Annotated in this window: 21 protein-coding genes; 14 read left to right on the forward strand and 7 right to left on the reverse strand. The window is 71.1% G+C overall.

What is annotated here, in order from left to right:
* Position 1: 1 nt before the first annotated feature.
* Positions 2-1,120: a LolA family protein gene (locus tag AC3EO4_RS10415; protein WP_431895063.1), complete on the reverse strand. Its 1,119-nt coding sequence runs from the start codon at positions 1,118-1,120 to the stop codon at positions 2-4.
* A 109-nt stretch (positions 1,121-1,229) separates the two neighbouring features.
* On the opposite strand from AC3EO4_RS10415, the gene AC3EO4_RS10420 reads away from it, so the two are divergent.
* From AC3EO4_RS10420 to AC3EO4_RS10440, 5 genes are read left to right on the forward strand one after another with little or no spacing between them, the layout of a single operon-like run.
* A complete protein-coding gene (locus AC3EO4_RS10420) occupies positions 1,230-1,904 on the forward strand; it encodes a response regulator transcription factor (RefSeq protein ID WP_379574532.1) in 675 nt (224 codons plus the stop codon).
* Positions 1,897-3,231: a sensor histidine kinase gene (locus AC3EO4_RS10425; protein ID WP_379574531.1), complete on the forward strand. Its 1,335-nt coding sequence runs from the start codon at positions 1,897-1,899 to the stop codon at positions 3,229-3,231. Before AC3EO4_RS10420 ends, AC3EO4_RS10425 begins: the two co-directional genes overlap by 8 nt.
* 37 nt (positions 3,232-3,268) lie before the next feature.
* Complete coding sequence (locus tag AC3EO4_RS10430; RefSeq protein ID WP_379574530.1) at positions 3,269-3,850, forward strand: TetR/AcrR family transcriptional regulator; 582 nt, start codon at positions 3,269-3,271, stop codon at positions 3,848-3,850.
* Positions 3,847-5,109: an MFS transporter gene (locus AC3EO4_RS10435; protein ID WP_431895066.1), complete on the forward strand. Its 1,263-nt coding sequence runs from the start codon at positions 3,847-3,849 to the stop codon at positions 5,107-5,109. The genes AC3EO4_RS10430 and AC3EO4_RS10435 overlap by 4 nt, the downstream gene beginning before the upstream one ends.
* A 2-nt stretch (positions 5,110-5,111) precedes the next feature.
* Positions 5,112-6,500 (forward strand): pyridoxal phosphate-dependent decarboxylase family protein, encoded by a 1,389-nt coding sequence (locus AC3EO4_RS10440; RefSeq protein ID WP_379574583.1) that lies wholly within the window; start codon positions 5,112-5,114, stop codon positions 6,498-6,500.
* Between the two features lie 108 nt (positions 6,501-6,608).
* On the opposite strand, the gene folP is transcribed toward AC3EO4_RS10440, so the two are convergent.
* Both folP and AC3EO4_RS10450 read right to left on the reverse strand, forming a co-directional pair.
* The gene (gene folP / locus AC3EO4_RS10445; protein ID WP_431895067.1) at positions 6,609-7,463 is read right to left on the reverse strand and encodes a dihydropteroate synthase; all 855 of its coding nucleotides are present in this window, start codon (positions 7,461-7,463) and stop codon (positions 6,609-6,611) included.
* 145 nt (positions 7,464-7,608) lie between these two features.
* Positions 7,609-7,977, reverse strand: a complete 369-nt coding sequence (locus AC3EO4_RS10450) for a gamma-glutamylcyclotransferase family protein (RefSeq protein ID WP_379574527.1) — start codon at positions 7,975-7,977, stop codon at positions 7,609-7,611.
* A gap of 425 nt (positions 7,978-8,402) precedes the next feature.
* Between AC3EO4_RS10450 and AC3EO4_RS10455 the strand changes: the two genes are divergently transcribed.
* Positions 8,403-8,750 carry a helix-turn-helix domain-containing protein gene (locus tag AC3EO4_RS10455; RefSeq protein ID WP_379574526.1) on the forward strand — a complete coding sequence of 116 codons (348 nt, stop codon included), beginning with the start codon at positions 8,403-8,405 and terminating at the stop codon, positions 8,748-8,750.
* A gap of 92 nt (positions 8,751-8,842) precedes the next feature.
* Here AC3EO4_RS10455 and AC3EO4_RS10460 read toward each other — a convergent pair whose 3' ends face one another.
* Both AC3EO4_RS10460 and AC3EO4_RS10465 read right to left on the reverse strand, forming a co-directional pair.
* Complete coding sequence (locus AC3EO4_RS10460; protein WP_431895069.1) at positions 8,843-9,283, reverse strand: hypothetical protein; 441 nt, start codon at positions 9,281-9,283, stop codon at positions 8,843-8,845.
* A gap of 336 nt (positions 9,284-9,619) precedes the next feature.
* The gene (locus AC3EO4_RS10465; protein WP_379574524.1) at positions 9,620-10,159 is read right to left on the reverse strand and encodes a MarR family winged helix-turn-helix transcriptional regulator; all 540 of its coding nucleotides are present in this window, start codon (positions 10,157-10,159) and stop codon (positions 9,620-9,622) included.
* A 135-nt stretch (positions 10,160-10,294) separates the two neighbouring features.
* Here AC3EO4_RS10465 and AC3EO4_RS10470 point away from each other — a divergent pair, with 135 nt between their 5' ends.
* The 3 genes from AC3EO4_RS10470 to AC3EO4_RS10480 all read left to right on the forward strand — a co-directional run bounded on the left by AC3EO4_RS10470 (position 10,295) and on the right by AC3EO4_RS10480 (position 12,998).
* Entirely contained in the window at positions 10,295-11,221 is a 927-nt protein-coding gene (locus AC3EO4_RS10470; RefSeq protein WP_431895071.1) for an NADP-dependent oxidoreductase, read from the forward strand.
* Between the two features lie 85 nt (positions 11,222-11,306).
* Positions 11,307-12,257, forward strand: coding sequence for an alpha/beta hydrolase (locus AC3EO4_RS10475; RefSeq protein WP_379574522.1), 951 nt, complete (start codon positions 11,307-11,309; stop codon positions 12,255-12,257).
* 264 nt (positions 12,258-12,521) lie between these two features.
* Positions 12,522-12,998 (forward strand): hypothetical protein, encoded by a 477-nt coding sequence (locus AC3EO4_RS10480; RefSeq protein WP_379574521.1) that lies wholly within the window; start codon positions 12,522-12,524, stop codon positions 12,996-12,998.
* A 399-nt stretch (positions 12,999-13,397) separates the two neighbouring features.
* Here AC3EO4_RS10480 and AC3EO4_RS10485 read toward each other — a convergent pair whose 3' ends face one another.
* Entirely contained in the window at positions 13,398-14,267 is an 870-nt protein-coding gene (locus AC3EO4_RS10485) for a LysR family transcriptional regulator (RefSeq protein WP_379574520.1), read from the reverse strand.
* A 623-nt stretch (positions 14,268-14,890) separates the two neighbouring features.
* Here AC3EO4_RS10485 and AC3EO4_RS10490 point away from each other — a divergent pair.
* The 4 genes from AC3EO4_RS10490 (at position 14,891) to qcrB (ending at position 21,186) form a co-directional block, all read left to right on the forward strand.
* On the forward strand, positions 14,891-16,309 hold the full coding sequence (locus AC3EO4_RS10490) for a neutral zinc metallopeptidase (RefSeq protein ID WP_431895074.1): 1,419 nt from the start codon (positions 14,891-14,893) through the stop codon (positions 16,307-16,309).
* Positions 16,310-16,444: 135 nt separating this feature from the next.
* Positions 16,445-18,472, forward strand: coding sequence for an LCP family glycopolymer transferase (locus AC3EO4_RS10495; protein ID WP_431895075.1), 2,028 nt, complete (start codon positions 16,445-16,447; stop codon positions 18,470-18,472).
* Positions 18,473-19,022: 550 nt separating this feature from the next.
* A complete protein-coding gene (locus AC3EO4_RS10500) occupies positions 19,023-19,553 on the forward strand; it encodes a hypothetical protein (RefSeq protein WP_379574517.1) in 531 nt (176 codons plus the stop codon).
* Positions 19,546-21,186 carry a cytochrome bc1 complex cytochrome b subunit gene (gene qcrB, locus AC3EO4_RS10505; protein WP_431895077.1) on the forward strand — a complete coding sequence of 547 codons (1,641 nt, stop codon included), beginning with the start codon at positions 19,546-19,548 and terminating at the stop codon, positions 21,184-21,186. The genes AC3EO4_RS10500 and qcrB overlap by 8 nt, the downstream gene beginning before the upstream one ends.
* Positions 21,187-21,288: 102 nt before the next feature.
* Here qcrB and AC3EO4_RS10510 read toward each other — a convergent pair whose 3' ends face one another.
* Positions 21,289-23,325, reverse strand: a complete 2,037-nt coding sequence (locus AC3EO4_RS10510; protein ID WP_431895078.1) for a spermidine synthase — start codon at positions 23,323-23,325, stop codon at positions 21,289-21,291.
* A gap of 176 nt (positions 23,326-23,501) precedes the next feature.
* Between AC3EO4_RS10510 and AC3EO4_RS10515 the strand changes: the two genes are divergently transcribed.
* Positions 23,502-24,860, forward strand: a complete 1,359-nt coding sequence (locus AC3EO4_RS10515) for a S8 family peptidase (protein ID WP_431895080.1) — start codon at positions 23,502-23,504, stop codon at positions 24,858-24,860.
* Positions 24,861-24,864: the final 4 nt, after the last annotated feature.

Genomic DNA, 24,864 nt, shown 5'->3' on the forward strand with positions numbered 1-24,864 from the left:
CTCACCTGGCGCCTGCCGCCTTCGTGAGCTCCTCCGGGGTGACCGCGCCGACCAGCAGGCGGCCGTCGTCGGTGAACAGCGCGCTGACCAGCTTGGTCTTGATCAGCTTGCCGCTCCCCCACGGCCCGCTCACCGGGGTGGCGGATCGCAGGATGGTCTCGAGCGACGGCGCCTCCTGCCCGCCGGACTCGGCCGTGGACCGGGGCGCGTCGGCCTTGGGGACGGGGAGGACCGCGACCGTGGTCCAGCCTTCGCCGACGGTCTTGACGTCGCCCTCGCGGAAGTCCTCCCTCCGCTGCTGTGCCTCCTTGGGGGCGCTGAGCGTCTTCTCCTCCACCTTGGCGCCGGCCGGTGGGGTGAAGGTGAAGTTCTCAGGCGCGGGGGCGGAGAAGGTGACCTGGGTGAACCCGACCTCGAAGGCGGGCTCGGCCGACCCCTTGGCGTACACCTGCACGCGCAGCGGGACGTAGGTCTCCCCGTCGAGCGCCAGACGGATGTCCTGGATCAGCGAGCCGCCCTCCTTGGGCGCGAGCACCAGCTCGTAGGCCGAGCGCCCGGCCACCTGGGTGGTGTTGGTGACGCTGACCACGCTGTGCTCGCCGACCTTGGACAGCAACTGCTCGGCGGCCTGCTGCGGGGTCATCGCGGGGGCGCTCGGCACCTGCGTCCTGTCCGGCCGGTCGGTGGCGCCCGGCGCCAGCTTGATCCGGGTGGCCTTGTTGGTCTGGCTCTCCCACAGCCACGTCTGGTCGCCGTTCACGATGACGTTGGTCTCGTTCATGGGCCCCGGCACGGCCAGCCTGAACTGGTCGCGGGAGCCGTACCAGACCTTCGCCTCGTGGGAACCCGACAGCAGGCTGAGCGGGGAAGCGGTGGCCGCGCCCTGCGGGAGGGCGGGAAGGCCGAGGGAGGCGGTTTCCAGGACGGTCCCCGACATCGGGGGCAGGCCGTCCTTCTGCACCGCCGCGGCCGCGTCGGCCAGCAGCTGCTGCGCCGAGCGTTCGGGCAGGACAGGGTCCCCGCTGACCGCGGCGATCACCGGGCCGGCGCCGATGGCCGCGCCGATCACGGCGACGGCCGCGACAGGGACGCCCCACCTCACGAGCTTGCCTCTGGACATCTCACTCCTTCACGGTATTGCTTACGTCTCAACAGTGCGTGAGGAGTGCTGTGGCGATCCTGAGACGAGCTGAGAGGCCTCTCAGCGCAGATGGTGCACTATGTGCCCTATGAGAGTTCTGGTCGTCGAGGACGAACGGCGGATGGCCGCCGCCCTCCAGCGGGGGCTGCAGGCCGAGGGGTTCGCCGTGGATCTCGCCCACGACGGCGAGGAGGGCCTGCACCTGGCCCGGCACGGCGACTACGACGTGGTGGTGCTCGACATCATGCTGCCCAGGCTGTCGGGCTACAACGTGTGCAAGCGGTTGCGCGCGGAGGAGAACTGGGTGCCGATCCTCATGCTGTCGGCCAAGGACGGCGAGTACGACATGGCCGACGGGCTCGACCTCGGCGCCGACGACTACCTCACCAAGCCGTTCTCCTACGTGGTGCTGGTGGCCAGGCTGCGCGCGCTGCTGCGGCGCGACGCGGGGCGGCGTCCCGCGGTGCTCACGGCGGGCGACCTGTCGCTGGACCCGGCGAGACGGCGGGTGCAGCGGGGCGAGGAGTCGGTGGAACTGACCCCCAGGGAGTTCGCGCTGCTGGAGTACCTGATGCGCCGCCACGACGAGGTGGTGTCGAAGGCGGAGATCCTGGAGCACGTGTGGGACACCTTCGACACCGATCCGAACGTGGTCGAGGTGTACGTCGGCTACCTGCGACGCAAGATCGACGGCCCGTTCGGCAGGAACGCGTTGCAGACCGTGCGGGGCGCGGGCTACCGGCTGGCCGGCGACGGTGGCTGAATGGTGGCGGCGCAAGAGCCTGCGCTTCAGGCTGACGGCGCTGTCGGTGGTGGGGCTCACCCTCGTGTTCGCGGCGTCGGCCTCGGTACTGATGATCGTGCTCGGCAGGTCCCTGATGGACACGGTGGACGAGACCACGCAACAGCACGCGCAGGCGGTACGCGCGCAGGCCGACAGCGGCACGCTGACCGATCCGATCACCACGCAGGACGGCACGATCGTGCAGGTCGTCGGCGCCGACGGCAAGGTCACGCACGGCACCTACGGGGCCGACAGGCTGGTCCCGCTGCTGGACGCGGGCGACCGGCGGAGAGCGCTGCGCCACGAATCGGCGTGGTTCCTGGACGGCGAGCCGTACGGGATCCCCGGGCCGCTGCGGGTGATCGTGATCAGTGGCGACAGGGGCGTGACCGTGCTGGCCGCGCGGCCCGTGCGTGAGATCGAGCGGAGCCTGCTCACGGCGGGCAGGGTGCTGCTGTTCGGCACGCCGCTGCTGGTGGTCTTCCTGGCCGGCGGCGGCTGGCTGATCATCGGCAGGACGCTGCGCCCGATCGTCGCGCTGCGCAGGGGCGCGGCCGACATCACCCACACGGCCAGGTCGAGGCGGCTGCCGGTGCCGGAGGCGCGCGACGAGGTGCACTCGCTGGCCGTCACGCTCAACGACATGCTGGCCAGGCTGGAGGAGGCCGAGTCTCGCCAGCGCGCGCTCGTCTCCGACGCCGCGCACGAGCTGCGCAGCCCCCTGGCCAGCATCAGGCTGCAGCTGGAGGTGGCGCTCGGCCATCCCGAGGGACAGGACTGGCCCGAGACGGCCGAGGGCGTGCTGGAGGACACCCTGCGCCTGTCGCGCCTGGCCGAGGACCTGCTCGCCCTCGCCAGGCTCGACGAGCGCGGCGGCAGGCTGGCCAGGAACGAGCCGGTCAACCTGGACGAGGTCGTCAGGCAGGTCGTGGAGAGGTACGGCGAGGCCAGGCTGACCGCCTGCGATCCGGTCGTGGTGCGCGGCGACGCCCTCGACCTGAGCCGCGTGGTGACCAACCTGATGGACAACGCGGTACGGCACGCCGCCTCCACGGTCGAGGTCGCGCTGACCCGTGACGGCGTGCTGACGGTGACCGACGACGGGCCCGGCATCCCCGCGGAGGACAGGGAGCGGGTGTTCAACCGGTTCACCAGGCTCGACCACGGCCGCAGCAGGGACGAGGGCGGCGCGGGCCTGGGCCTGGCGATCGTCCGCGAGACACTGGTGGCACACGGCGGGGCCGTCCGTCTGGAGGACGCGGCGCCCGGCCTGCGCGCGGTGGTGTCACTGCCCTCCATCAAGTGATTGACCGGACGAGGCGACCGGAACTAGTTTCGGTCCTATGAGCCAGGTCGAGACGATCCTCAGGGCGGCGACACAGCTGTTCGCCGCCCTGGGGTACGACGGCACCACGACCAGGCAGATCGCCGAGGCCGCCGGGCTCAACATCGCCACGGTCAACTACCACGTCGGCGGCAAGCGTGAGCTCTACCTCGCGGTGATGAAGCGCGCCCACGAGGCCGAACGGGCGATGCTCGAACGGGCGGTCGCCGACACCGAGGGCATGGGCCTCGCCGACCGCGTCCATCTGATCGCCGACCGCTACCTCGACTTCTACGTCGACAATCCCGAGGTGTCGGCCCTGTGGCTGCACCGGTGGCTGCTCGACGCCAGCGATGTCACCGAGCTGGAACGCGAGTACATCAGGCCGCTGCTGACGCTCGTCGGCGAGGCGACGGGCGCGGACAGCGAGATGGCGATGTGGACGGTCGTGTGGTGCGTGAACGGGTTCGTCAGGGGCGGCATCCTCGACGACAAGGGCGTGCGCAGGGGCGCCGACGACCGCGCGGCGCTGCGGCGGTTCCGCGCCTACCTGCACGAGGTGCTGCACCGCGCGCTGAACCTGCCCGGCGTCCCGCCGTGAGCCTGTCGCGAGGGCGGCTGCTCGGCTACGGGATCGGTTCGGTCGGCACCGGCGTGTTCTCGGCGGTGCCGGGTCTGCTGCTGCTCTACTACCTGACCGACGTGCTGGGCGTGGCCGCGGGGGTGGCGGGCGCCGTGCTGGTGGCGCCCAAGATCTGGGACGTGGTGCTGAACCCGGTCATCGGGGCGGCGAGCGACCGCGAGGCGGTCCGCACGGCCAGGCGCTTCAGGCTGCTGCTGCTCGGGTCGGTGACGCTGCCGCCGGCCTTCGCCGCCACGTTCGCCGTGCCGAACGCGCCGCTGGTGGCGGTGGCCTTCGTCCTGGCGGCGTCGGCGTTCGCCTGCTTTCAGGTTCCCTACGTGGCGTTACCCGCGGAGATGTCGGCGTCTCCCGCCGAACGGACCAGGATCATGTCGTGGCGGGTGGTGTGCCTGACGGTGGGGATCCTGGTGGCGGGCGGCCTGGCTCCGGCGATCGCGCATGCGGCGGGCTACGCGTGGATGGGCGTGGCCGTCGGCGCGGTGATGGCGGCGGCGCTGCTGACGGCGGCCCTCTCCACCCGCTGGGTGCGCTCGATGCCGGGACCGGCCCCGCTCGGGCTGGTGGCGGCCTTCAGGGTCGCGCGCGGGAACAGGGCCTTCTTCGCGCTGCTGTCGGCGTTCGTCGTGCAGGCGCTGGGCGTGTCGGTGATGCTGGCGGGCGCGCCGTACGTGGCCGCCCACCGGCTCGGCGACTACGGGCTGACGTCGGCGATGTTCGTCGGGATGGTGGGGCCGAGCATGCTGGCGGTACCGGCGTGGGCGTGGCTGGGGCGCGCGGCGGGCATGGTCCGCGCCTACCTGGTCGCGGCGACGGGGTTCGGTCTGGTGGCGCTGGCGCTGATCGGGGCGATCTCCCTGGCGAGCGTGCCCGGCGTGCTGGCGCTCACGGCGCTGGCCGGGGTCTGCTACGCGGGCCTGCAGCTGCTGCCGCTGTCACTGCTGCCGGACACCGTCCACGCCGACGCCGCCCGCACCGGGCACGCCCAGGCCGGCGCCTTCACCGGCCTCTGGACGGCCGGCGAGACCGCGGGCATGGCGCTCGGTCCAGGGCTCTACGCGCTGGTGCTGGCCGCCACCGGCTTCGTGTCCGTCGAAGGCTCGGTGACGCAGCCGGCCCCGGCGCTGGCGGGGCTGACGCTCGGGTTCAGCGCGCTGCCCGCCCTGCTCATGCTCGCCAGCCTGCCGTTGATCATCTGGTACGCCAAGGAGTCCGCGTGAACCTGTCCGACCTGCTGGCGGAGGTCTCCCGCCTGCGCGCCGACGACCTGCCCGTGCGCGGGGGGAAGGTGACCGCCTACGTCTACGACACCGGACTGCCCGCGGTCCACGAGGCGGCGGCCAGGGTGTACTTCGAGATGCTGGAGACCAACACCCTCGATCCGACCGCGTTCCCCAGCGTGGTGGCGATGGAGAAGGAGGTCGTCGGGGCGGTGGCGGCGCAGCTCGGCGGCGGGCACGGCATCTTCACCAGCGGCGGCACCGAGTCGATCATGCTCGCGGTGAAGGCGGCGCGCGACGCGTCGGGCGCCGCCGAGCCGTCGATCGTGCTGCCGGTGACCGCGCATCCCGCCTTCCACAAGGCCGCCCACTACCTCGGGGTGTCGGTCATCCAGGTGCCGGTCTCGCTGGAGACGTTCACGGTGTCCGCGGACGACGTGGCCGCGGCGATCACCCCGTCCACGATCATGGTGGTCGTCTCGGCGCCCTCCTACCCGCAGGGAGTGATCGACCCCGTCGCCGAGGTGGCGGCGGTGGCGGCCGCGCGCGGCGTGCCGTGTCACGTCGACGCGTGCGTCGGCGGGTGGCTGCTGCCGTGGCTGCGCCTGGCGGGGGCCGAGGTGCCGCCCTTCGACCTGTCGGTGCCGGGGGTGACGTCGATCTCCTGCGACCTGCACAAGTTCGGTTACGCGCCCAAAGGCGCGTCGGTGGTGCTGTTCGCCGACCCCGCGATGCGGCGCAGAGCGTACTTCGCGTCGGCCGCCTGGCCCGGATACACGGTCATCAACGCCACCGTGCAGAGCTCGAAGTCGGCGGGACCGCTGGGCGGGGCGTGGGCGACGCTGCGGGCGCTGGGGCGGGACGGCTACCTGGCCCTGGGGCGGGCGACTCTGGAGGCGTCGGTACGGCTGCGCGAGGGCCTGGGCAAGATCCACGGCCTTCGGGTCCTCGGGTCGCCGGGCTCGTCGTTGATCGCCTTCGCTTCGGACGAGGTGGACGTGTTCGTGGTGGCGGACGAGGCCAGGCGGAGGGGGTGGTTCATCCAGCCGCAGCTCTCGTATGCGGGTATCCCCGCGAACCTGCACATCACGGTCACCGGGGTCACGTTGGCCGGCGTCGACGCGATGCTGTCGGTGATCGCCGACTCGGTCGCTGCGGCCAGGACGCGCGGGCCGGTCGTGGTGCCGGACGGGCTGGTGGAACTGGTGGCCTCGCTGGACCTGTCGACGCTGGACGACGAGGAGTTCGGGGCTCTGGCCGCCTCGGTGGGTGTGGACCTGACCGGGGGCGGCCAGCCGGAGATGGCAGTGGTCAACACGATTCTGGACGCGCTGCCGGCCGCGAAACGGGAGGAGATCCTGGTGCGTTTCCTCTCGTCGATCTACACCTGAACCGCGGGCGACCCCCTCCTTCACCGCGCCAGGTCATCCGCTCCTCACCCCGGGGGCGGCTCACACGTCCGACGAAAAGACGCCGGCCGCCAGCCGCCTGCATGGACGTCAGCCGTCGGCCGGCCTGGGGTGGGGGTTGAGGCGGTCCACCTCCGCCAGTGCCGCACGGGCGGAGGCCGCGTCGTGGACCCTGAACACCCGGGCGCCCTGCAGCGCCGACACCGCCAGCGTCGCGATCGTGCCCGCGTGCCGTTCGTCGACCGGAAGCCCGCCCAGCGTCTCCCCCACGAAGTCCTTGTTCGACACCGCCACCAGCACCGGCCACCCCGTCGCCACCATCTCGTCGAGCCTCCGGCTCACCTCCAGCGAGTGGAAGGTGTTCTTGCCGAAGTCGTGCGCGGGATCGATGAGGATGGACTCCCTCGAGACCCCCGCCGCGACCGCCCGTTCCGCCAGGTCGACCGTGTAGCCGATGACGTCGGCGACCACGTCGGCGTACGCGATGCGGTGCGGCCTGGTCCGCGGCTCCACCCTGCCCGCGTGCGCGCACACGAGCCCGACCCCGTGCTTGGCGGCCACCTCGGCCAGGAGCGGATCGACGCCGCCCCACGTGTCGTTGAGCAGGTCGGCCCCCGCCCTGGCCACGACGTCGCCTACCTCGGAGCGCCAGGTGTCGACGCTGATGACCAGATCAGGGTGGCGTTCGCGCACGGCCGAGACCAGGTCGGCGACACGCCTGATCTCTTCGGCGGCGTCGACGAGCTCGCCGGGGCCCGCCTTGACCCCGCCGATGTCGACGATGTCGGCGCCGCCCTCGACGGCCGCGTCGACCGCTTCGAGCGCGGCGCCGAAGCCGTAGGTCTTCCCCTTGTCGAAGAAGGAGTCGGGGGTCCTGTTGACCACGGCCATCACCGCGTGATCACCGGTACCGAACTCCCTGCCGCGCAGTCGCAAGATGCTCATCGCCTCCGAGCCTACGGAAGATCCCACGGCTTGGCACATCGCCCGTCCGCGGCGCGCCTCACCCGAGCCCGGAGGCGGTCGCGGTCAGCGGGAGTGAACGTGAACGTGGAACGCCTCGGCCAGTGAGGATTGTCGCTGAGCGCCGCTACGGCACCAGGTCTGCCTGGACGTACACCCAGGCGTCCGTACCAGAACCAAGGACCACTGCAATCCGGGTGTAGTCGTCCACCTCGTAGTCGTCCGCCATGGCGAGTTCGGCTTCGGAGATGCTGAACACCGTGCCCTCGACCGCGTCTTCGAGCCTGCCGGTGGGCCGCACGATCGGATGAAGCGCCGCCCCGCTGACCGCGACCACGTCCGGATCGGTGATCTCCACCATGGACAGTTCGTAGCCCGGGAGCGAATCCGGGTCGCCGGCCAGTTCGCGGCCGAAGTTGGCCTTCTGAACCGCGGGATCTTGCAGGGTTCCATAGGAGAACAGGCGGACAGGGTGGTCATTGTGGGAGATCGCCATATCCCAATCGTGCCAGCATGCCTTGTTCGGCCTGCAGGAGTACCGGGCTTTGAGCAACAACCGAGCGTCCGGTGGCATGAGCGGAGGTATCGCCATCGACCATTCCGTACGGGTGGCCTCTGGCCGGCCCTCCTTTCGGGTCCGTGCGACAGGCCCAAAGTAGCGGTGTTGTCACAGGTCACAGCAGTGACCAAGTCCCCCGCCCGAGCGAAAGGCCGTATCGCCGGTTGGATGACTGGAAGCGCCGACTCCCTGTCACTACATCCAGTGATGTATCACGGAGTCGGCCAGGCAACGGATGTGGGCGCCGGACCGGTCGAGGAGAGTGTTGGCGAGAGGGCTGCGCCCTCCGGAGACCAGGCCGAAGGAAAGGCGGGAAGGCTGTGACCGAGGGGGAAAGGGACGATCGAGGAGCGTCGGGTACGGTGCTGCGACGCTGGCGGGAGCGGGCCCTGCTCACCCAGGAAGAGCTGGCCGAGCGTTCAGGGCTCAGCGTCAGGACCGTTCGGCGGATGGAGGGCGGCAGCCCGCCACGCGCTCGCAGCACGTCGTTACGGCTGGTGGGCGAAGCGCTGGAACTGGACGAGGAGGAACGCGCGATACTCGCGGCGGCGGCCCGCGGTGTGGCGCCACCCGCAGCCGGGGCGGCGCCCAGGCCTGGAGAGTGCGGCACCTCCTGGGGCGGCTGGGCGACCAGATGCCGGCGCCCCGGGCTCATCCCGCGCAACCCGGGTGTATCCGACGATGACTCCTCTTCGTGTTCTCAGACGTGACCCCAGTCCCGCGAGAGCTGGGTCACGTCTGAGAACGGCACGCCTCCGGCCGGCTGAAGAAGGCTGGAGGCGTGCCATGCGGGAGCGGCGGGTCAGGCGACGGCACCGAGCCGGTACCGGCCGCCGTCGCCACAGCAGAACTCGTAGTCCCGGGTCACGTCCCCGTTGACGGTTTGGCCTCCGATGGTGTCGTTGGGATCGAGGTCGTCGACCTCGACGAGGCGGAGTTGGGCGCCGTTGGGAACGCACTTGTCGACCTCGACCCGCTGGCCCTGGGACATGGACACGTAGGCCGAGCTCGCCGGCCAGATCTTCACGCCATTGCTCGTGAGGAACACCTCGTCGCGGCCGCTCTCAGTGATCGTGAGAGCCCGGAGGCCGTCGAGGAACACGCCGCTGCCGCAGGTGAGCGGGGCGGCGTTCCCCAGAGCCGGTTGCTCGTCGGCGACCGCCGATGGCATTCCGGTGAACGCGAGGCCTCCGGCCACCGTGACCGCAGCCGCGAGCTTCGACAGTTTCCGCCAGGTGCGCATGTTGGTTCCTCTCTGGAGTCGGGGTTGCCTCTGCCAACCGTCGCGTAGTCCGCGGTGCCGTTCGAGGACAGCCAGAGGACATTGACCGGCCAGAGCACGATGGTGGGGCCGCCGCGGCGGCCGGGTGCGCGGCACTCCAGCCGCCGCGCCGGGTTGGTGACCAGGATCTCCTGCCGCTTCGCCCAGGCGATGAAGGCTTCGCCCAGGCGATGAAGGAGGTGAGCGCGGACAGTCGCCGGTGTCAGGTGGCGACCGCTGCGCCCGCCCCATCGGCCCATCGCCGCGGCGTGGTCCTCGGGCGTGAGGAAGGCTGTGCCGCGGGTCCAGAGGGAGGGGTCAGGTCTGTGCTGCGTCCGGGTCCGTGAGTTCGTCGGTGGGCGTGCGGCGCTTGCGGGGGGCGGCGGAGCGGGGCGGCTGGGCGCGCATGTGGTCGCGGACGCGGGTCATGATGTCGCCGAGGTGGTGCAGGTCGTCGTCGGCGAGGGGGTCGAACAGCAGGCGGCGGGCGACCTCGATGTGGCCGGGCAGGACGGCGGCGACGCGTTCGAGGCCGGCGGGGGTGATGGTGACCAGGGTGACACGTTCGTCGTCGGAGCTGGGGGCGCGGGTGACGAGACCGGCCCTCTCCAGCTGGGCGGCCTGGTAGGTGAGGCCGCTGCGGCTGTAGACGACGCCGTCGGCCAGCGCGGTCATGGTCAGCTGCCCGTGGGCGTCGGCCAGGCGGGCCAGGAGCTGGAACTGCACCCAGCTGAGGTCGCCCTCGGCACGTAGCTGCTGCTCAACGGAGTGCTGGAGCAGGCTGACGGCCTCCATGAGCGCGAAGTAGGCCCCCAGTTGCTCGGGTTCGAGGGTGCCGTGGTCGTCGGTGTCGGTCACTCCCCTACCGTACCTGCTTCAAATTCAAAGCATAGTGACGGACGTCACACGATTCACGGGTATTGCTTTGAACTCGAAGCAGGTTACAGTCCCCACATGCTTCACATTCGAAGCAAATGAGTGAGGAGACAGACAATGAAGGCAGTTCGGTACCACCGCTACGGCGCCAGCGACGTCTTGGTCTACGAGGAGGCCGCCCGCCCGGTTCCGGCAGCGGGGCAGGTGGTGGTGAAAGTGGCCGGCACCTCTTTCAACCCGGTCGATGCGGCGATCCGCGCCGGCTATCTGCAGCAGGTGTTCCCGGTGACCTTCCCGCACGTGCCGGGCATCGACGTGGCGGGGAGCGTCGCCGAGGTCGGTGCGGGCGTCATCGGCTGGAAAGCCGGCGACGCGGTCGTGGGGTTCCTGCCGATGAACGCCGACGGCGCGGCCGCCGCCTACGCCGTCCCCGCCGAGATCCTGGCCGCCGCACCCCAGACGGTGGAGCCGGCCGACGCCGCGGCGCTGCCCGCGGTCGGCCTGACGGCCTGGCAGTCGCTGTTCGAGCACGCCGGCCTGAAGGCCGGGCAGAGCGTCCTGGTCAACGGGGCGGGCGGTGCGGTCGGCGGGTACGCCGTCCAACTCGCCGCCCAGGCCGGGGCCGTGGTCACCGCGACCGCCGGCGCCCGCAGCGCCGATAGGGTGCGCGGTCACGGCGCCGAGAAGATCGTCGACTACGCCGCCGCTCCCGTCACCGGGGCCGGGGAGCGGTTCGACGTCGTCCTCAACCTGGTGACCACCTCGCCGCAGGAGACCGCGGCGCTGGTCGGCCTCGTGGCCGACGGCGGGGTGTTCGTCAGCACCACCACCCCGGGCCAGGACGACACCGATCGGGACGTGCGGGCCGTACGGGTCTTCGCCCGCAGTGACGCCGTCCAGCTCGCCGAACTCGTCACCCGCGTCGACGCCGGCGATTTGAAGATCGACGTCGCCGCCCGGCGGCCCCTGTCCGACCTGGCCGCCGTCCACGACGAGGCCGTCACCGGACGGCTGGCCGGCAAGACCGTCCTCACCCCCGCCTGACCCCCGCACGGCCCCCGGCCTCCCCGGCCGGGTGCCCGGCAACCGCCACGCACACCACAACACGCAAACCACAAGGAGAACCGTCATGTCCTTCACCCTCGACCCCCAGGTCGCCGAAGCCCTCGCCCCGATCGCCGCCGCGATGGCCGGCAGCACACCGCCACCGGTCGGTGACGTCGCCGCCCGCCGCGCCGCCCTGGAAGGGCTCATCGGCCACGCCGACACCGCCCAGCCGACCCCGGACGACGTCACGATCATCGACCACCACCTGGCCACCGCCGACGGCGCGACGATCCTGCTGCGCTGGTATGCCAAGCGGGACTCCGAGCCGGGCCCCGCGGCCGTCTACCTCCACGGCGGCGGCATGATCCTCGGACACGTCGGCCTGTTCGACGGGTCGGTCTCCCGCTACGTGTCGGCCAGCGGCACCCCGATCCTGTCGGTCGACTACCGGCGCGCCCCCGAGCACCCCTACCCGACCCCGGTCGAGGACGCCTACGCCGCCCTGGTCTGGCTGCACGATCATGCCGCTGAGCTCGGCGTCGACCCCGCCCGCATCGGCGTGTTCGGTGACAGCGCCGGCGGCGGCCTGGCCGCCGCAGTGTCGATCCTGGCCCGCGACCGCAAGGGCCCGGCCATCGCCAAGCAGATCCTCGTGATGCCGATGCTCGACGACCGCACACTCACCCCGGACCCGCAGATCGCGCCGTTCGTCCTGTGGTCGTGGGACGACAACCGCACCGGCTGGCAGGCCCTGCTGGGCGAGGCCGCCGGCGGCCCCGGCACTCCCGCCTACGCCGCTCCCGCCCGCGTCGCCGACCCCTCGGGCCTGCCGCCCGCCTACATCGAAGTCGGCCAGCTCGACATCTTCCGCGACGAGGACCTCACCTACGCCCTGCGCCTCGGCCAGGCCGGCGTCCCGGTCGAGTTCCACCTGCACCCGGGCGTCCCCCACGAGTTCGAGGGCATCGCCTTCACCTCCGACGCCGCCCGCCGTGTCATCGCCGACCGTGTCCGCGCCCTCGCCTCCCTGTGACCACCACGACCACGACGACCACGACGACCACGACGAAGGACGATCTACCCGCCGGTGCGGCCGTCGGCGGGCCGCAGGCCGGCAGGAGCACGAGCCCGCTCGCCTGGCACCCCGCCCGGCCGTCCTGGCGGGCCTCGCCTCGCGCTCCTGCTTCCTGCTACCGGCCAGGTCAGAACAGGTTTCACGACGCCAGCGGGGGTACTTCCGGCAGCAGGGCCAGCCGCTTCTTGCAGCGGCCCGCCGACACCCAGAGCAGAAGTGACCATGACGTCGACACCGGCCAAGCCCACGGCCGCGGGGATACGTGAGCTCGCCGCCCACATTGAGGAGCTGGCGGACACCATCGACACCCTGTCGGGCGATCTGTCGCAGGCCGACCCCGAAGGCCGGGCCGGATTCCGGCTGCCGGATGCCGCCGGCCTCCTCCGCCAGGCCGCCTACGAGCTGATGGCGACCGCCGGCGACCTGGCCCGGTCCGGCTACCCCCCGTTCACCTTCTGCAGCATGGGCTGGGGAGTATGCCCCGAGCACGGCGACACCCTCGCCTCGATCGGCAGCGCAACCCGGTGCACCGCCCGCGGATGCGGCCGCACATGGGGCCACGGCCACGAGAAAGCGCCGTGCGCCGAGTTCGCGACGCACCGCCTCATCGACGCCGACGGAGCCGAGACGCTGCTGTGCGCCGGGCACGCCGTCGACGCCCGCAACAGCGGTGGCCACGTGGAGCCGTTCACGCCCTGACGTCACTCCCCTGCGAGGCCCCGCCCGGCGGCGCGCCCTGGCGGGGCGTCGTCACGTACGGCGGGCGACCAGTGGATTCCCCTGTCGAAACGGGGCATGCGTGAGCGCTGTCATCCCGCTACATGGCTGTGGCCAGCTGACCCTGGAGGGGCCTGGCTCTGGATCCAGAGGACGGGGGCGTGAGCGCGTCCGGACGGCCGGGGCGAGGGGAGGCGGCGTCTCTCGGCGCGGCGGGACGCGGGTCGGTCTCGCGGGAGCGGCTCCGTCGCCGGCTGTCAGTCGGCGGTGGCCTCAGGGAGGGAACGGTGGTCTCGTCGGCTTGCTCAACCGGGGCCGCATTGGTCCCGGGGGTGGCGCGTGGCCCCCGGGGCGGATGGTTCGGTGGGCTTGGGAACGTTCCTAAGCGGCCGAGCCCTTCTCCGCGGTCGCCAGGAAGTCCTGGGCGATCAGCGGCAGTCGCCGGCGTGCGTGGATGACGGCGATCACGCGGCGGACGGCCGGTTCGAGTGACCGCACCACCAGCCCCGCCCTCGCCGCCTGCTCGGCCATTCCGCGGTACCACAGCAGCGACGCCTGGCCCGCGCGGACCGCGTTGAGCCAGCCGTTCCTTTCGTCGGTCTCCAGCACGATGATCGGGTTGACCGCGTACTTGCCGAACATCGCGTCGAGCTCCCTTCTCCTGACGCTGCCCCTCGCGGGCAGGGCCAGGCGTAGTCCGTCGAGGCGGGTCATCGGGACGGGGTCGGGCAGGTCGAGCCCGGGCGGGGAGATGAGCACGATCTCCTGCCGCTCGAGCGGGTGGGTGATCAGGTCGGTCGGGACCGGCAGGTCGGTGAGGCCGAGATCGGCCCGCTGGTCCCTGATGGCGTTGACGACCGCTTCGCGGCCGTCGCAGCGGATGATGTGCACGCGGACGCCGGGATGCTCGGCCGCGTAGGCGGGAAGCAGCCGCCCCGCCAGGCCGGGCTCGAGGTTGGCTGTCGATGCGATGCGCAGTTCGGCGTCGGAGACACCGCCGTGGCCGGAGAGCGCCTCGATCTCCCCCACCGCGTCGAGCGCCTCTCTGGCCAGTTTGACGACCCTGCGGCCCTGCGCGGTGACGACCACGCCGCGCCCCGACCGGGCGAAGAGGGTCATCCCGAGCTCGCGCTCCAGGTCTCGGATCGCGCGTGAAAGTGCAGGTTGCGCGATGTAGAGCGACCTGGCCGCGTCGGTCATGGTGCGGTGCTCCGCAGTCGCGACCACGTAGCGGAGCTGCTGCAGATTCATGGCATTGAAGCTAGGACAACGGCCGCCGCTCGGACGGCGACATAGCGGAGATCACCTCGAATGATTTCGGACTGTAACCGAGCACCGCGACATCCGTGACGGGTGATAAATCAGTATGCTTCTGCCCCAAATTCGGCAAAGGTCCGAAGTGTGAGTCCCGTTTCGGACAACCAGGTCAAGGGGGAGACAGGGTGACAGGCAACGGGCAATACCCACCGCCGCCTCCCGGACATCAGGGGCAACCCACTTCAGGAGAACCCCAGCAGCCACCCTTCCCTCCCTGGCCTCCGCAGCAGTCTCCGCACCAGCAGGGGTACGGCCAGCCGTACGAGGAGCCGGCCACCCGCCAGTACCGGCCCACGCCTCCGCCGCCCGCCCCGCCCCAGGGACCGCCTCAGGGGCCTCCCGCCGGACCGCCGCAGGGACGCCCCTACGCGCCCCCGCCGCCTCCCGCGGGACCGCCGCAGACGCCGCCTCCGCCCACGGGCCCTCCGTACGGCGCGCCGCCACCGCCGCCCGGTGGCCCCCAGCCGTATGGCCGTCCGCTGCCCCCGCCTCCCGGTGGGCCGCAACCGCCGCCGCCTGGCACGCCGCCTCAGGGGCCGGGCGTGCAGGGACCGGGCATGCCCGTTCCGGGAGCGCCGGGGCCGGGATCCGGCGGCCCCGGGATGCCGGGTCCCGGCGGGCCCGGATACGGCGGGCCCGGATACGGCGGGCCCGGATACGGCGGGCCCGGATACGGCGGGCACGGACAGGGCGCGCCGGGGCACGGCGGACATGGGCAGGGTGCGCCGGGGCACGGCGGACATGGGCAGGGTGCGCCTGGGCAGGGCGGGCCGTATCCGAACGGGAACGGCCACCCGCAGCCGGGATGGCCGCCGTACCAGGGGCAGGCTCCCGGCGGCCACAGGCCGCCCCAGGGGCCGCCCCAGGGCGCGTACGGGCCGTGGCCGCGGCCGCCGCAGCGCAGGAAGTCGAACGCGGGCGCGGTCATCGGCGCGGTGTTCGGCGCCATGGCGGCGATCTTCGTGCTGCTCGTGATCGGCTCGGCCGTCTTCAAGAGCGCCTCGAAGACCGACACCACCTCGCCGGTGGCGATCCCGACGTTCACGCCGCCCACCTTCACGCCGTGGAACGAGGAGACCGACGCGCCGATCGAGCCGTCGGACCGGCCGACCGAGCAGCCGTCGTCGTCCGAACAGCCTTCGTCCGAGCAGCCGTCCTCCTCGGAGCAACCGTCCTCCTCGGAGCAGCCGTCGTCCGAGCAGCCGTCCGAGCAGCCCTCGCAGCAGCCGGCCAGGGTCCCGCTCAACACGAGCCTGCAGGCCAACACGCTGTACTTCGCGGGCGCGCTGCCGCGTACGACGTGCAGGGCGGGGAACGCGAGCCTGTTCAGCCACAGCCAGCTCAAGGCGCTGATTCTGAAGACGGGCAAGTGCATGGACGCGGCGTGGGCCCCGATCCTGCGCAAGAAGGGCATTCCGTGGAGCCCGCCGAACTACGCGATCGCCGCCAAACGCGGCAGAGGCGCGTGCGGCGACTACCCGTCCCCGGGCAGCATGGTGCCGTACTACTGCCCGCGCAACAACACCATCTACGCCTCCACCTCGGCCCTGGCCAGAGGCAATGGCAACTCCATCGGCTACGGGGAGATGGTCTCGTGGCACGGCGCGACGATCAGCATGATGGCCCACGAGTACGGTCACCACATCCAGCAGATCTCCGGCATCCTCGACTCTCACTGGCAGAAGCATCTCCAGACGTCGAGCCAGAGTGGGCGGCTGGCACTCAGCAGAAAACTGGAGCTCCAGGCAACGTGTTTCGGCGGGATGTTCATGCGGGCTGTATCCGGGACATATCCGGTCAATTCTCGCCAACGTGATGTGTTGTTCTGGTTCTACTCGAGAGTCGGCGATCACCCCGGATATCCCCGCGACCACGGCACTCCAGCCAATAACAACGTCTGGTTCCGGCAGGGCTGGCTGAAGAACAAGGCCTACCAGTGCAACACTTGGCTCGCTCCCGCTTCGACGACGTCGTAGCTTCATGGGCCGTTCATCCCACATTGGTCATCTGTCATTGATGTCCCGATATGGGGGCTAGAATCCTGGCAATCTCGTGACCAACGGGGGGCAAACCTTTGGGTTTGGCCTGGTACGACATGCGAAGGAGCCGGTGTGTCGAAGCGCCCTGGAGGAGACTCCGCCGAGCGGGGCAGAAAGCGGCGTGTTCCGCGGCGCGCCACGCCCGCCGAGTCCTCCGCGCAGGACCGTTCGACTCAGGACCCCGCCGCCCAGGACTCCGCCATGACGGACCGGGCGGCGCAGGACCGCGGCGCCCCTGACCAGCCCGCCCAGGACCGCGCACCCCGCGACAGGGCACCCCAGGGCCGTGGTCCTCAGGACCAGGCGGCTCAGGGCCGTGCGCCCCAGGACCGCGGTTCTCAGGACCGGGCGGCACGGGACCAGGTACCCCAGGACCGTGCCGCGCGGGAGCGGGCAGGCCAGGACGGCCCGCCCCAGGGCCACACCGACCCTGGTCGCGCCGGCGGTGGGCCCGGCGCGCGGGGGCGCGGTGAGCGGGGACGCGCCGATCGCGGGCCTGCCGGCCGTACCGACACCGGGAGTGCCGAGGCCGGCCATCCGGTTCGGGACCGGGACACCAACCCCGGCAACACGCGTCCCAGAGCGGGCAGGGCCCCGAGAGCGCCGAAGGCCGCTCAGGCGCCCAGGTTCGCCGCGAAGATGAGCCTCGGCTCGATCATCGGGTGGACCGCCCTGTCGGCGATCATCCCCGGCGCCGCGCACCTGCGTGCCGGGCGCCGCCGTACCGGCTTCATCCTGCTCGGATCGTTCGGCGCGCTGCTGATCGCGGCGCTCGTCTACGGCCTGTCCTTCATGGGCAACATCGGCGCCGTGACGAGGGAGAGCACGATGCTCACCGTGTCGGTGGCCGCCGTGATCGGCGCGCTGGCGTGGTTCGCGCTCGTGCTCACCTCCTACATCACGCTCGGCCCCGACCGTCTGAACGGCCGGGGCCAGATCGTTTCGGGGATCGTGGTCGGCCTGCTGTGCGTTTCGGTGATGGCGCCGTTCGCGCTGACCGCCAACACGATGCTGACCGTCCGCGAGACCGTGCAGGGCATCTTCCCCTCGACCGCCGACCCGGACGTACAGCCGATCAAGGAGGAGGACCCGTGGAACGGCAAGGACCGGGTCAACTTCCTGCTCATCGGCGGTGACGGCGCCGGCAACCGCGACGGCGTGCGGACCGACAGCATGACCGTGGCCAGCGTCCACATCAAGACCGGCAACACCGTGCTGTTCAGCCTCCCGAGGAACCTGCAGCACGTACGGTTCCCCGCCTCCTCCCCGCTGGCCAAGCACTTCCCCAACGGTTTCATGGCCGAGCTTCCCAACGGCGGCCTGCTGAACGAGGTCTGGAAGTTCGCCAACGACAACCCGCAGATCATGGGCGGCAAGAACAAGGGCCCGCGCGCGCTGATGGACGCCATCGGCCACACGCTCAACCTGCGGCTCGACTACTACGCGCTGATCAACATGTACGGCTTCGTCGACCTGGTCGACGCGATCGGCGGCATCAAGCTCCGCGTGGAGAAGGACATCCCGTGGGGCGGCCACTACGGCACCGCGGGCACGATCAAGGCGGGCTACCAGCGACTGTCGGGCGAGGAGGCGCTGTGGTACGGGCGCTCCCGCGTCGTCGACGACGACTTCGGGCGCATGGCCAGGCAGCGGTGCGTCATCGGGGCGTTCGCGCAGCAGGCCACGCCGGACAAGATCCTCACCAACTTCACCAAGATCGCTCATGCGGCCAGGCGGATGGCGGACACGAACATCCCGCAGGAGTTGCTGGAGCCGCTGGCCAACCTCGCGCTCAAGGTGAAGGACGCGCGGATCACGAGCCTGCAGTTCGTGCCGCCGCAGTTCTACACCGGATCACCGGACTGGGCGAAGATCCGCAGGGCGACCGTGAAGGCGCTGAGCGACTCGACGAAGCCGACGCGGCGCGCCCTGGCGGCCCAGGTGACGGCGTCCCCCGGAGCGACCTCCACGCCGTCCGGCAGCCGCCCCGTCACGCCGTCGGCCAGCCGTACGGCCACGCCGTCGCAGACGCCGACGAGGAACGGGCAGGCGGCGCAGAACGGGTCTGCCAAGAGCCTGTCGGAGCTGTGCGGCCTCTGACCGTCTGACACCGGGTCGAGCACCCCGCCTCTCGTCGATCATCGCGCGGATCCCGGCGGGGATCGGCGCGGCGGCGGGAGTGCCCGTCGAGCACGGCGGTGATGCCGCCGTGCGCGCCGCGCTGGGCCAGGTCGGCCGGGCCGAGCGATGGGGTGCGGATCCCCCGAGGACGGCCCAGGCGGCCCAGGCGGACCGAGAGCTTCCGAGGATCTCGCGGCTGACCAGAGGGCCTGACGGGCCGCGGGCCGTAACATCTCCTGGGATGGATGGACGGCCCCCCTCGCGCCGACCCCATCGCCCGGCGAAGGTCCTTTCCGACGACCTCTCACACCGGTTCCCCTTCCACCGGCGGGTCGCGGCGGATGCGCCGCACGGCCCGCCATGCTCCCCGGCGCGTGCGTCGCGCGGCCCGCCACGCTCCCCGGCGGGTGCGACGACCGCCTCCCTGACAGGCGCGGCCTTTGTCCCCGTATGGATGCATCTTTGACGGCTGGCAGTGCATCCACAGACGGTTGCCGCGCGAAGATAGGAGGGAGAGGGTGAGGGGGCGATGACCCGGATGCACCAGCTGACCGAACTCCTCGACGCGCTGGACGCCCAGCTGCCCGCCGTGCCGTACCGGATCAGGCACTTCCCCGAGGGGGAGGAGTTTGTCCGCCTGGGCCTGCCCGACTCCGCGCGCTCGATTCTGTACGTGTCGGGAGACCAGTGGATCTGCGTCGGCGAGGACCGATCCGGCCTGATCTCCCAGCGTTGCCTCGGCCGCGTGGGCGAGGCGCCGGAGGCCATCGTCAGCCGTCTGGCCGTGCCCTCGGGGCCGCCGCCACCGCAGCGGTCGCGGGCCTCCCGGCTGATCCGCACGATCGCCGTCGGCGTGGCCTCCGGCATCGGGGCCTGCGTCCTGGCCGCGATCATCATCGCCATCCTCGTGCTGGGCAACGGCTACGGGTACGGCTCCGAGGTCGTCTACTGGACCATCAACGCGCTGGCCGCGGGCATCGGCGTCGGCGTGGGGTTCTGGGTGGCCTGGCGATACCACCGTGCCGTGTCGCGGCGCAGGAAGGCTCAGGGCGATGGATGACCTGACGACGGTACCCAAGGCCATCGCGGGACCTGCCACGTTCATCGACGACCGGACGGGCGTCGGCGGCTTCCTGAAGAGGAACCTGCGCAAGGTCTTCCCCGACCACTGGTCGTTCCTGCTGGGTGAGATCGCGCTCTACTCGTTCATCATCCTGCTGCTGAGCGGGACGTTCCTGACGTTCTTCTTCCAGCCGAGCATGAGCGAGGTCGAGTACGACGGCGCGTACGAGCCGCTCAGGGGCGTCATGATGTCGGAGGCCTACGCCTCGACGCTGAACATCAGCTTCGAGGTCCGCGGCGGCCTGCTGATGCGGCAGATCCACCACTGGGGGGCGTTGCTGTTCGTGGCCGGGATGATGGTGCACATGCTCCGCGTGTTCTTCACCGGCGCCTACCGCAAGCCGCGCGAGCTGAACTGGCTGATCGGCGTGATGTTGCTGACGCTGGCGCTGTTCGAGGGCCTGACCGGCTACTCGCTGCCGGACGACCTGCTGTCCGGCGCGGGCCTGCGCATCACCGAGGGCGTGATGATCTCGCTGCCGCTGGTCGGCACCTACATCACCTTCTTCCTGTTCGGCGGCGAGTATCCGGGTGTGGATGTCATCGCCCGGTTCTACTCGCTGCACATCCTGCTGATCCCCGGCATCCTGGTGGCGCTGATCACGGCGCACATGGTGCTCATGTGGGTGCAGAAGCACACCCAGATGCCCGGCAAGGGCCGTAACAACCACAACGTGGTCGGCGCGCCGTTCTACCCGGCCTTCATGCTCAAGGCCGGGGCGTACTTCCTGTTCACCTTCGCGGTGATCACCGGATTGGCGACGTTCGCGCAGATCAACCCGATCTGGGCGTTCGGCCCCTACACTCCGGCCGACATCTCGGCCGGCTCGCAGCCCGACTTCTACATGGGCTTCCTGGAGGGCGCGCTGCGGTTGATGCCCGCGTGGGAGATCAACCTGTTCGGGACCAGCCAGTTCGGCACGCTGCCGTTGAGCGTGATCATCCCGGCGCTGGTGCCGATGGGCATCATCATGACGGGGCTCGCCCTGTATCCGTTCATGGAACAGTGGGTGACCGGCGACAGGCGCGAGCACCACATCACCGACCGTCCCCGCAACAACCCGCACCGTACCGCGATCGGCATGGCGGCCATCACGTTCTACGGCGTGCTGTGGCTGCTCGGAGCCAACGACGAGATCTCGGCCAACTTCCACATCAGCCTGACCTGGACCACCTACATCGGCCGGGTGCTGGTCCTGCTGGGCCCGGTGATCGCCTACATCGTCACCTACCGCATCTGCCTGGGGTTGCAGATCTCGGACGCCGCGGTGATCGGGCACGGCGTCGAGGCGGGTGTGATCAAGCGGCTGCCGCACGGCGAGTACGTCGAGATGCACACGCCGCCGGCGGACGACATCGAGGCGCACATGCGGGGAAAGACGGCGGTTCCGCAACTGACCGCGGGCGCCGACGGGGAGGGCATCCCGCCGAAGGGCCTGCGCGGTCCGCTCGGCAAGCTGCGCGGGCGGATGTCGAACGCCTACGGCGGGGAGAAGGTCCCGCTGGACGACGGCCAGGGGCACGGTCACGCCGCCATCGGCAAGAAGGACGACGAGACCCACCCCGGCTGACCGCACGCCAGGCGGCCGTCCCGCCCGCCAGGTGGGACGAGCCGGCCGCCCCCGCGGTGACCTCCACCGAGGCCGGGGCGGGCGGTCGCCGTGGTCGTCTCCTCAGGCCGCCGCCGCCCGGCGCGGCAGGAGCGCGAAGGCGCCCAGGTAGAGGACGGCCGCCACGAGCAGCAGTCCCTTGTAGCCGATGACCAGGGCGAGATACTCGAGGCAGCCGCCGACCATCGCGCCGAGCAGGTTCGCGCCGAAGGAGGTGGTGGCGTCGGCGGTGTCTGCGAAGCGCTTGGCGAAGACGACGTTCGCCGCGAAGATCGGCAGGAACGCCACCGACACCGCCGCGACCGCGCGCAGGGGCACCGGCAGGCCGAGCAGCCACGAGTTCGGCACCAGCCAGGCCAGCGCGAGTCCCGCGAACAGCACGCCGTACATCACGGGCAGGGGCGGGACGCGGAAGCGGCGGGTGACCTCGACCGCGGCCAGCACGGCCACCAGGACCCCCGCGAAGACGATCGCGTTGACCACCCACGTGGTGCCGAACAGCAGCGCGAAACCGGTGACGCTCTTGGTCTCCAGCAGCAGGAAGCCCACGCCGAGCAGGAACAGGTCGGCGTAGGGCCGCATCCTGGCGAACGGCCCCGCGACGACCCGCACCGCCAGCAGCGAGACGATGAGGATGAGGGTCAGCGTGACGATGTACAGCGACGGGACCGCGGAGTCCTTCAGGTAGAGGAAGGGCCGGTCGTCGCCGGTCGGCGCGGGCGTGCCCGCCGCCGCGCCCGCCCACTCGCGGCCGCAGCGCTGGGCCTCGGGCGTGCGGCCCGCGGTGATGACGGCCTGCTGGCCCGCCTGGCTGACCACGTCGACGCACGGTTTGTGGCCGAAGGCGTTCTGCATGGTGGCGGCCAGCCGGTCGACCAGCCAGCTCTCCCGGTAGTAGTTGTACATCGAGAAGGCCCCGCCTGGTTTGAGGTGCGCGCGGGCGGCCCGCATGGCCTCCTCGGTGAACAGGTAGCTCTCCAGGCGCAGCGACGAGGCCCCCGACACCAGCGTGAGGGAGTCGGGCAGGGCGAACAGGATGAGGTCGTACTTCTTGCCGGTCTGCTCGAGGTAGGCGCGGCCGTCGGTGATGGTGGTGCTCACGCGCGGGTCGCTGTAGGGGTGGTCGGGGTGGTAGGTGCCGCCCAGCTCGCGCAGCTTGGGGTCGATCTCGACGGCGTCGACCTTCTGCGCGCCCTTCGACAGGGCGATGGCCACGTCGGTGCCACTGCCCGCGCCGACGATCAGCACCTCCTTGGGCGGGTTGACCGCCCTCTCGTACGGCAGGCCGTACTGCGCCTCCCACTGCAGCCTGGCGGCCGCGGGCACGGCCTCCTGGTGCGGGATGCCGTTGACCTGGATGTTCATGACCTGCTCGCCGGCCCTCTCGAGCTGCCGGTTGGTGACCTTGTAGTAGGGCGACCAGAGGGCGCCCGCGGTGAGGGTCTCGGCCAGCAGCAGCCCGACCACGACGAGCGAGGGCGTCACGACCAGCAGCAGGTACGGCACGGGCGGTCTGGGCACCAGCAGCAGCGCATAGGCGACGGCCACCAGGACGCCCCAGTAGACGGGCGGGGCGCTCAGGAACGACAGCGCCGTGAACAGGGCGATCCCGCTGAGCGAGCCGATGAGGTCGTAGCGGTAGGCCTCCAGCCTCGGCAGTTCGGGAAAGCAGCGCCCGACCAGCTCGGCGGGGCCCATGAGCACGATCGCGGCGGCGGCGAAGATGACCGGCAGGATGGCCCACGCGGGCGGCCCCGTGGTCTCCAGGCTGGTCCAGTACAGGACGCCGTCGGCCTGCCGGTCGACGGTCACGGGGAACGTCAGCACGACCACCACGAGCGCGGCCAGCACGACGGGCGAGTAGTACGGCTGCCGCCTGCTCCTGCCCACGCGCAGGAACCCGAGGCCGATCCCGAGGAAGGAGCCGAGCAGGACGAAGTTGGTGAAGTAGCTCAGGTGCACGATGTTCGAGCCGGTCCAGCGGATCAGCGCGAGCTCGAGGAAGAGCATGAACCCGCTCGCCAGGATCAGCCGTGGCCGCACGGCCATCCAGTGATCACGCATGGAGCCGGGGGAGGTGGCCTGCACCTGTGCGGTCATGCCGTCACACGCTAGTGAACCGACCGTAAACAGGGAAGCCCCCACGCGGCGTCCCGATACGGGCGATTTGCCGCGTTATTGCAGGTCACAACCATGGAGACTCGCTGGACGCGGGAGGTGATGTTGAAGGAATGTGGGGGTGGTTCATTCCCTCCAGCAGAATTCGGTGATCCTCCATGCGCGTGCTCATCCAGCTCCGTCCATCCCCCGATCTCGTGGCGGCGGTCGCCGACCCCGAGCGGATCGCCACCACCGCCGACGTCGCCGACGGCCTCCCTGGTGTGGTGCTCGACCCTTCTTTCGTTCCCGTGGCGGTTCCCCGTCCTGTTCCCGCCCCCGGCGCCGACCCGCTCTCGCTCGACCAGCCGCTCGACTTCTCGCTGGCCGCCGAGGACGCCTCGGTGCTCGTGCGGGGCGAGATCGCCGATGACGAGCTGGCCACGAGGAGCGCGTTGCTGCCCACGATGCGCTCCGACGTCGTCGGGGTCTACGCCGACCCTGTCATCGAGTCGAGCCTCACGTGTGGCGGCGACGCGCCCGTCGGTGACTGGCGCGACGTCGAGCGGCTGCTGAGCGTCGCCGCCCTGCACTCGGAGGGGCTCGACGGCTCGGGTGTGGCGCTCGCCGTCCTCGACACGGGCATCAACGCCGCGCACGTGGCCAGGCATCTGGGCAGGGGCGTCAACCTCGACGCCGAGCGCAGCTGGAACCCCTCCAGCGTCTCAGGCCGGCCCGGCGAGTTCGAGGTCGACCACGGGACGATGTGCGCGTTCGACACGTTGATCGGCGCGCCGCAGGCGTCGCTGATCGACATTCCCGTGCTGCTGTCCAGCCGCCCCGGAGGGTCGGCGCTCGACGGGCTGCTGTCGGACGCGGTGGCCGCCTTCGCGCACCTGAGGACCGTGCTCGAGGCCCAGCCCGCCGACACCAGGGCGCTGGTGATCAGCAACTCGTGGGGCTCGTTCTCCCCGCGGTGGGACTTTCCTCCCGGGCATCCGGGCAACTACTCCGACAACGCCGCCCACCCGTTCAACCTGATCGTCGCCTCGCTCGAGAGGGCGGGCGCCGACGTGCTGTTCGCGGCGGGCAACTGCGGCCGCGACTGCAAGGACGGCAGGTGCGCCTATCCCGACCGGCCGATCGTCGGCGCCAACTCCCACCCGAGGGCGCTGTCGATCGGCGGCGTCGACATCAGCGGCGAGCGGGTCGGCTACTCCTCGCAGGGCCCGGGACGGCTGACCGCCCGCAAGCCCGACGTGTGCGCCTTCACCCACTTCTCGGGGTCGAAGGCGTTCGGCGACGGCGAGCCCGACTCGGGCACCTCGGCGGCCTGCCCGGTGGCCGCGGGCCTGGTGGCGGCGATCCGCACCCACTGGCCCGCCTCCCGCCTTTCGCCGAGCCAGCTGCGCTCGCTGCTGCGCCGTACCGCCGAGGACCGCAGCGAGGTCGGCTACGACTTCGACTACGGCTACGGCGTCGTCGACGCCGCCGGCATCCTCGCCGCGCTGCAGCGAAGGGCCAAGCGCGTAGCCTGACCCC

The organism is Nonomuraea sp. bgisy101 (assembly GCF_057708945.1).

Bases quoted from the DNA above. Each gene is read 5' to 3' on its own strand.
- AC3EO4_RS10490 (WP_431895074.1), top strand. From the start codon at position 14,891: ATGCCCGTTCCGGGAGCGCCGGGGCCGGGATCCGGCGGCCCCGGGATG.
- AC3EO4_RS10475 (WP_379574522.1), top strand. From the start codon at position 11,307: ATGTCCTTCACCCTCGACCCCCAGGTCGCCGAAGCCCTCGCCCCGATC.
- AC3EO4_RS10420 (WP_379574532.1), top strand. From the start codon at position 1,230: ATGAGAGTTCTGGTCGTCGAGGACGAACGGCGGATGGCCGCCGCCCTC.
- AC3EO4_RS10485 (WP_379574520.1), bottom strand. From the start codon at position 14,267: ATGAATCTGCAGCAGCTCCGCTACGTGGTCGCGACTGCGGAGCACCGC.
- AC3EO4_RS10470 (WP_431895071.1), top strand. From the start codon at position 10,295: ATGAAGGCAGTTCGGTACCACCGCTACGGCGCCAGCGACGTCTTGGTC.
- folP (WP_431895067.1), bottom strand. From the start codon at position 7,463: ATGAGCATCTTGCGACTGCGCGGCAGGGAGTTCGGTACCGGTGATCAC.
- AC3EO4_RS10480 (WP_379574521.1), top strand. From the start codon at position 12,522: ATGACGTCGACACCGGCCAAGCCCACGGCCGCGGGGATACGTGAGCTC.
- AC3EO4_RS10415 (WP_431895063.1), bottom strand. From the start codon at position 1,120: ATGTCCAGAGGCAAGCTCGTGAGGTGGGGCGTCCCTGTCGCGGCCGTC.
- AC3EO4_RS10515 (WP_431895080.1), top strand. From the start codon at position 23,502: ATGCGCGTGCTCATCCAGCTCCGTCCATCCCCCGATCTCGTGGCGGCG.
- AC3EO4_RS10460 (WP_431895069.1), bottom strand. From the start codon at position 9,283: ATGCGCACCTGGCGGAAACTGTCGAAGCTCGCGGCTGCGGTCACGGTG.
- AC3EO4_RS10450 (WP_379574527.1), bottom strand. From the start codon at position 7,977: ATGGCGATCTCCCACAATGACCACCCTGTCCGCCTGTTCTCCTATGGA.
- AC3EO4_RS10510 (WP_431895078.1), bottom strand. From the start codon at position 23,325: ATGACCGCACAGGTGCAGGCCACCTCCCCCGGCTCCATGCGTGATCAC.
- AC3EO4_RS10500 (WP_379574517.1), top strand. From the start codon at position 19,023: ATGACCCGGATGCACCAGCTGACCGAACTCCTCGACGCGCTGGACGCC.
- AC3EO4_RS10430 (WP_379574530.1), top strand. From the start codon at position 3,269: ATGAGCCAGGTCGAGACGATCCTCAGGGCGGCGACACAGCTGTTCGCC.
- qcrB (WP_431895077.1), top strand. From the start codon at position 19,546: ATGGATGACCTGACGACGGTACCCAAGGCCATCGCGGGACCTGCCACG.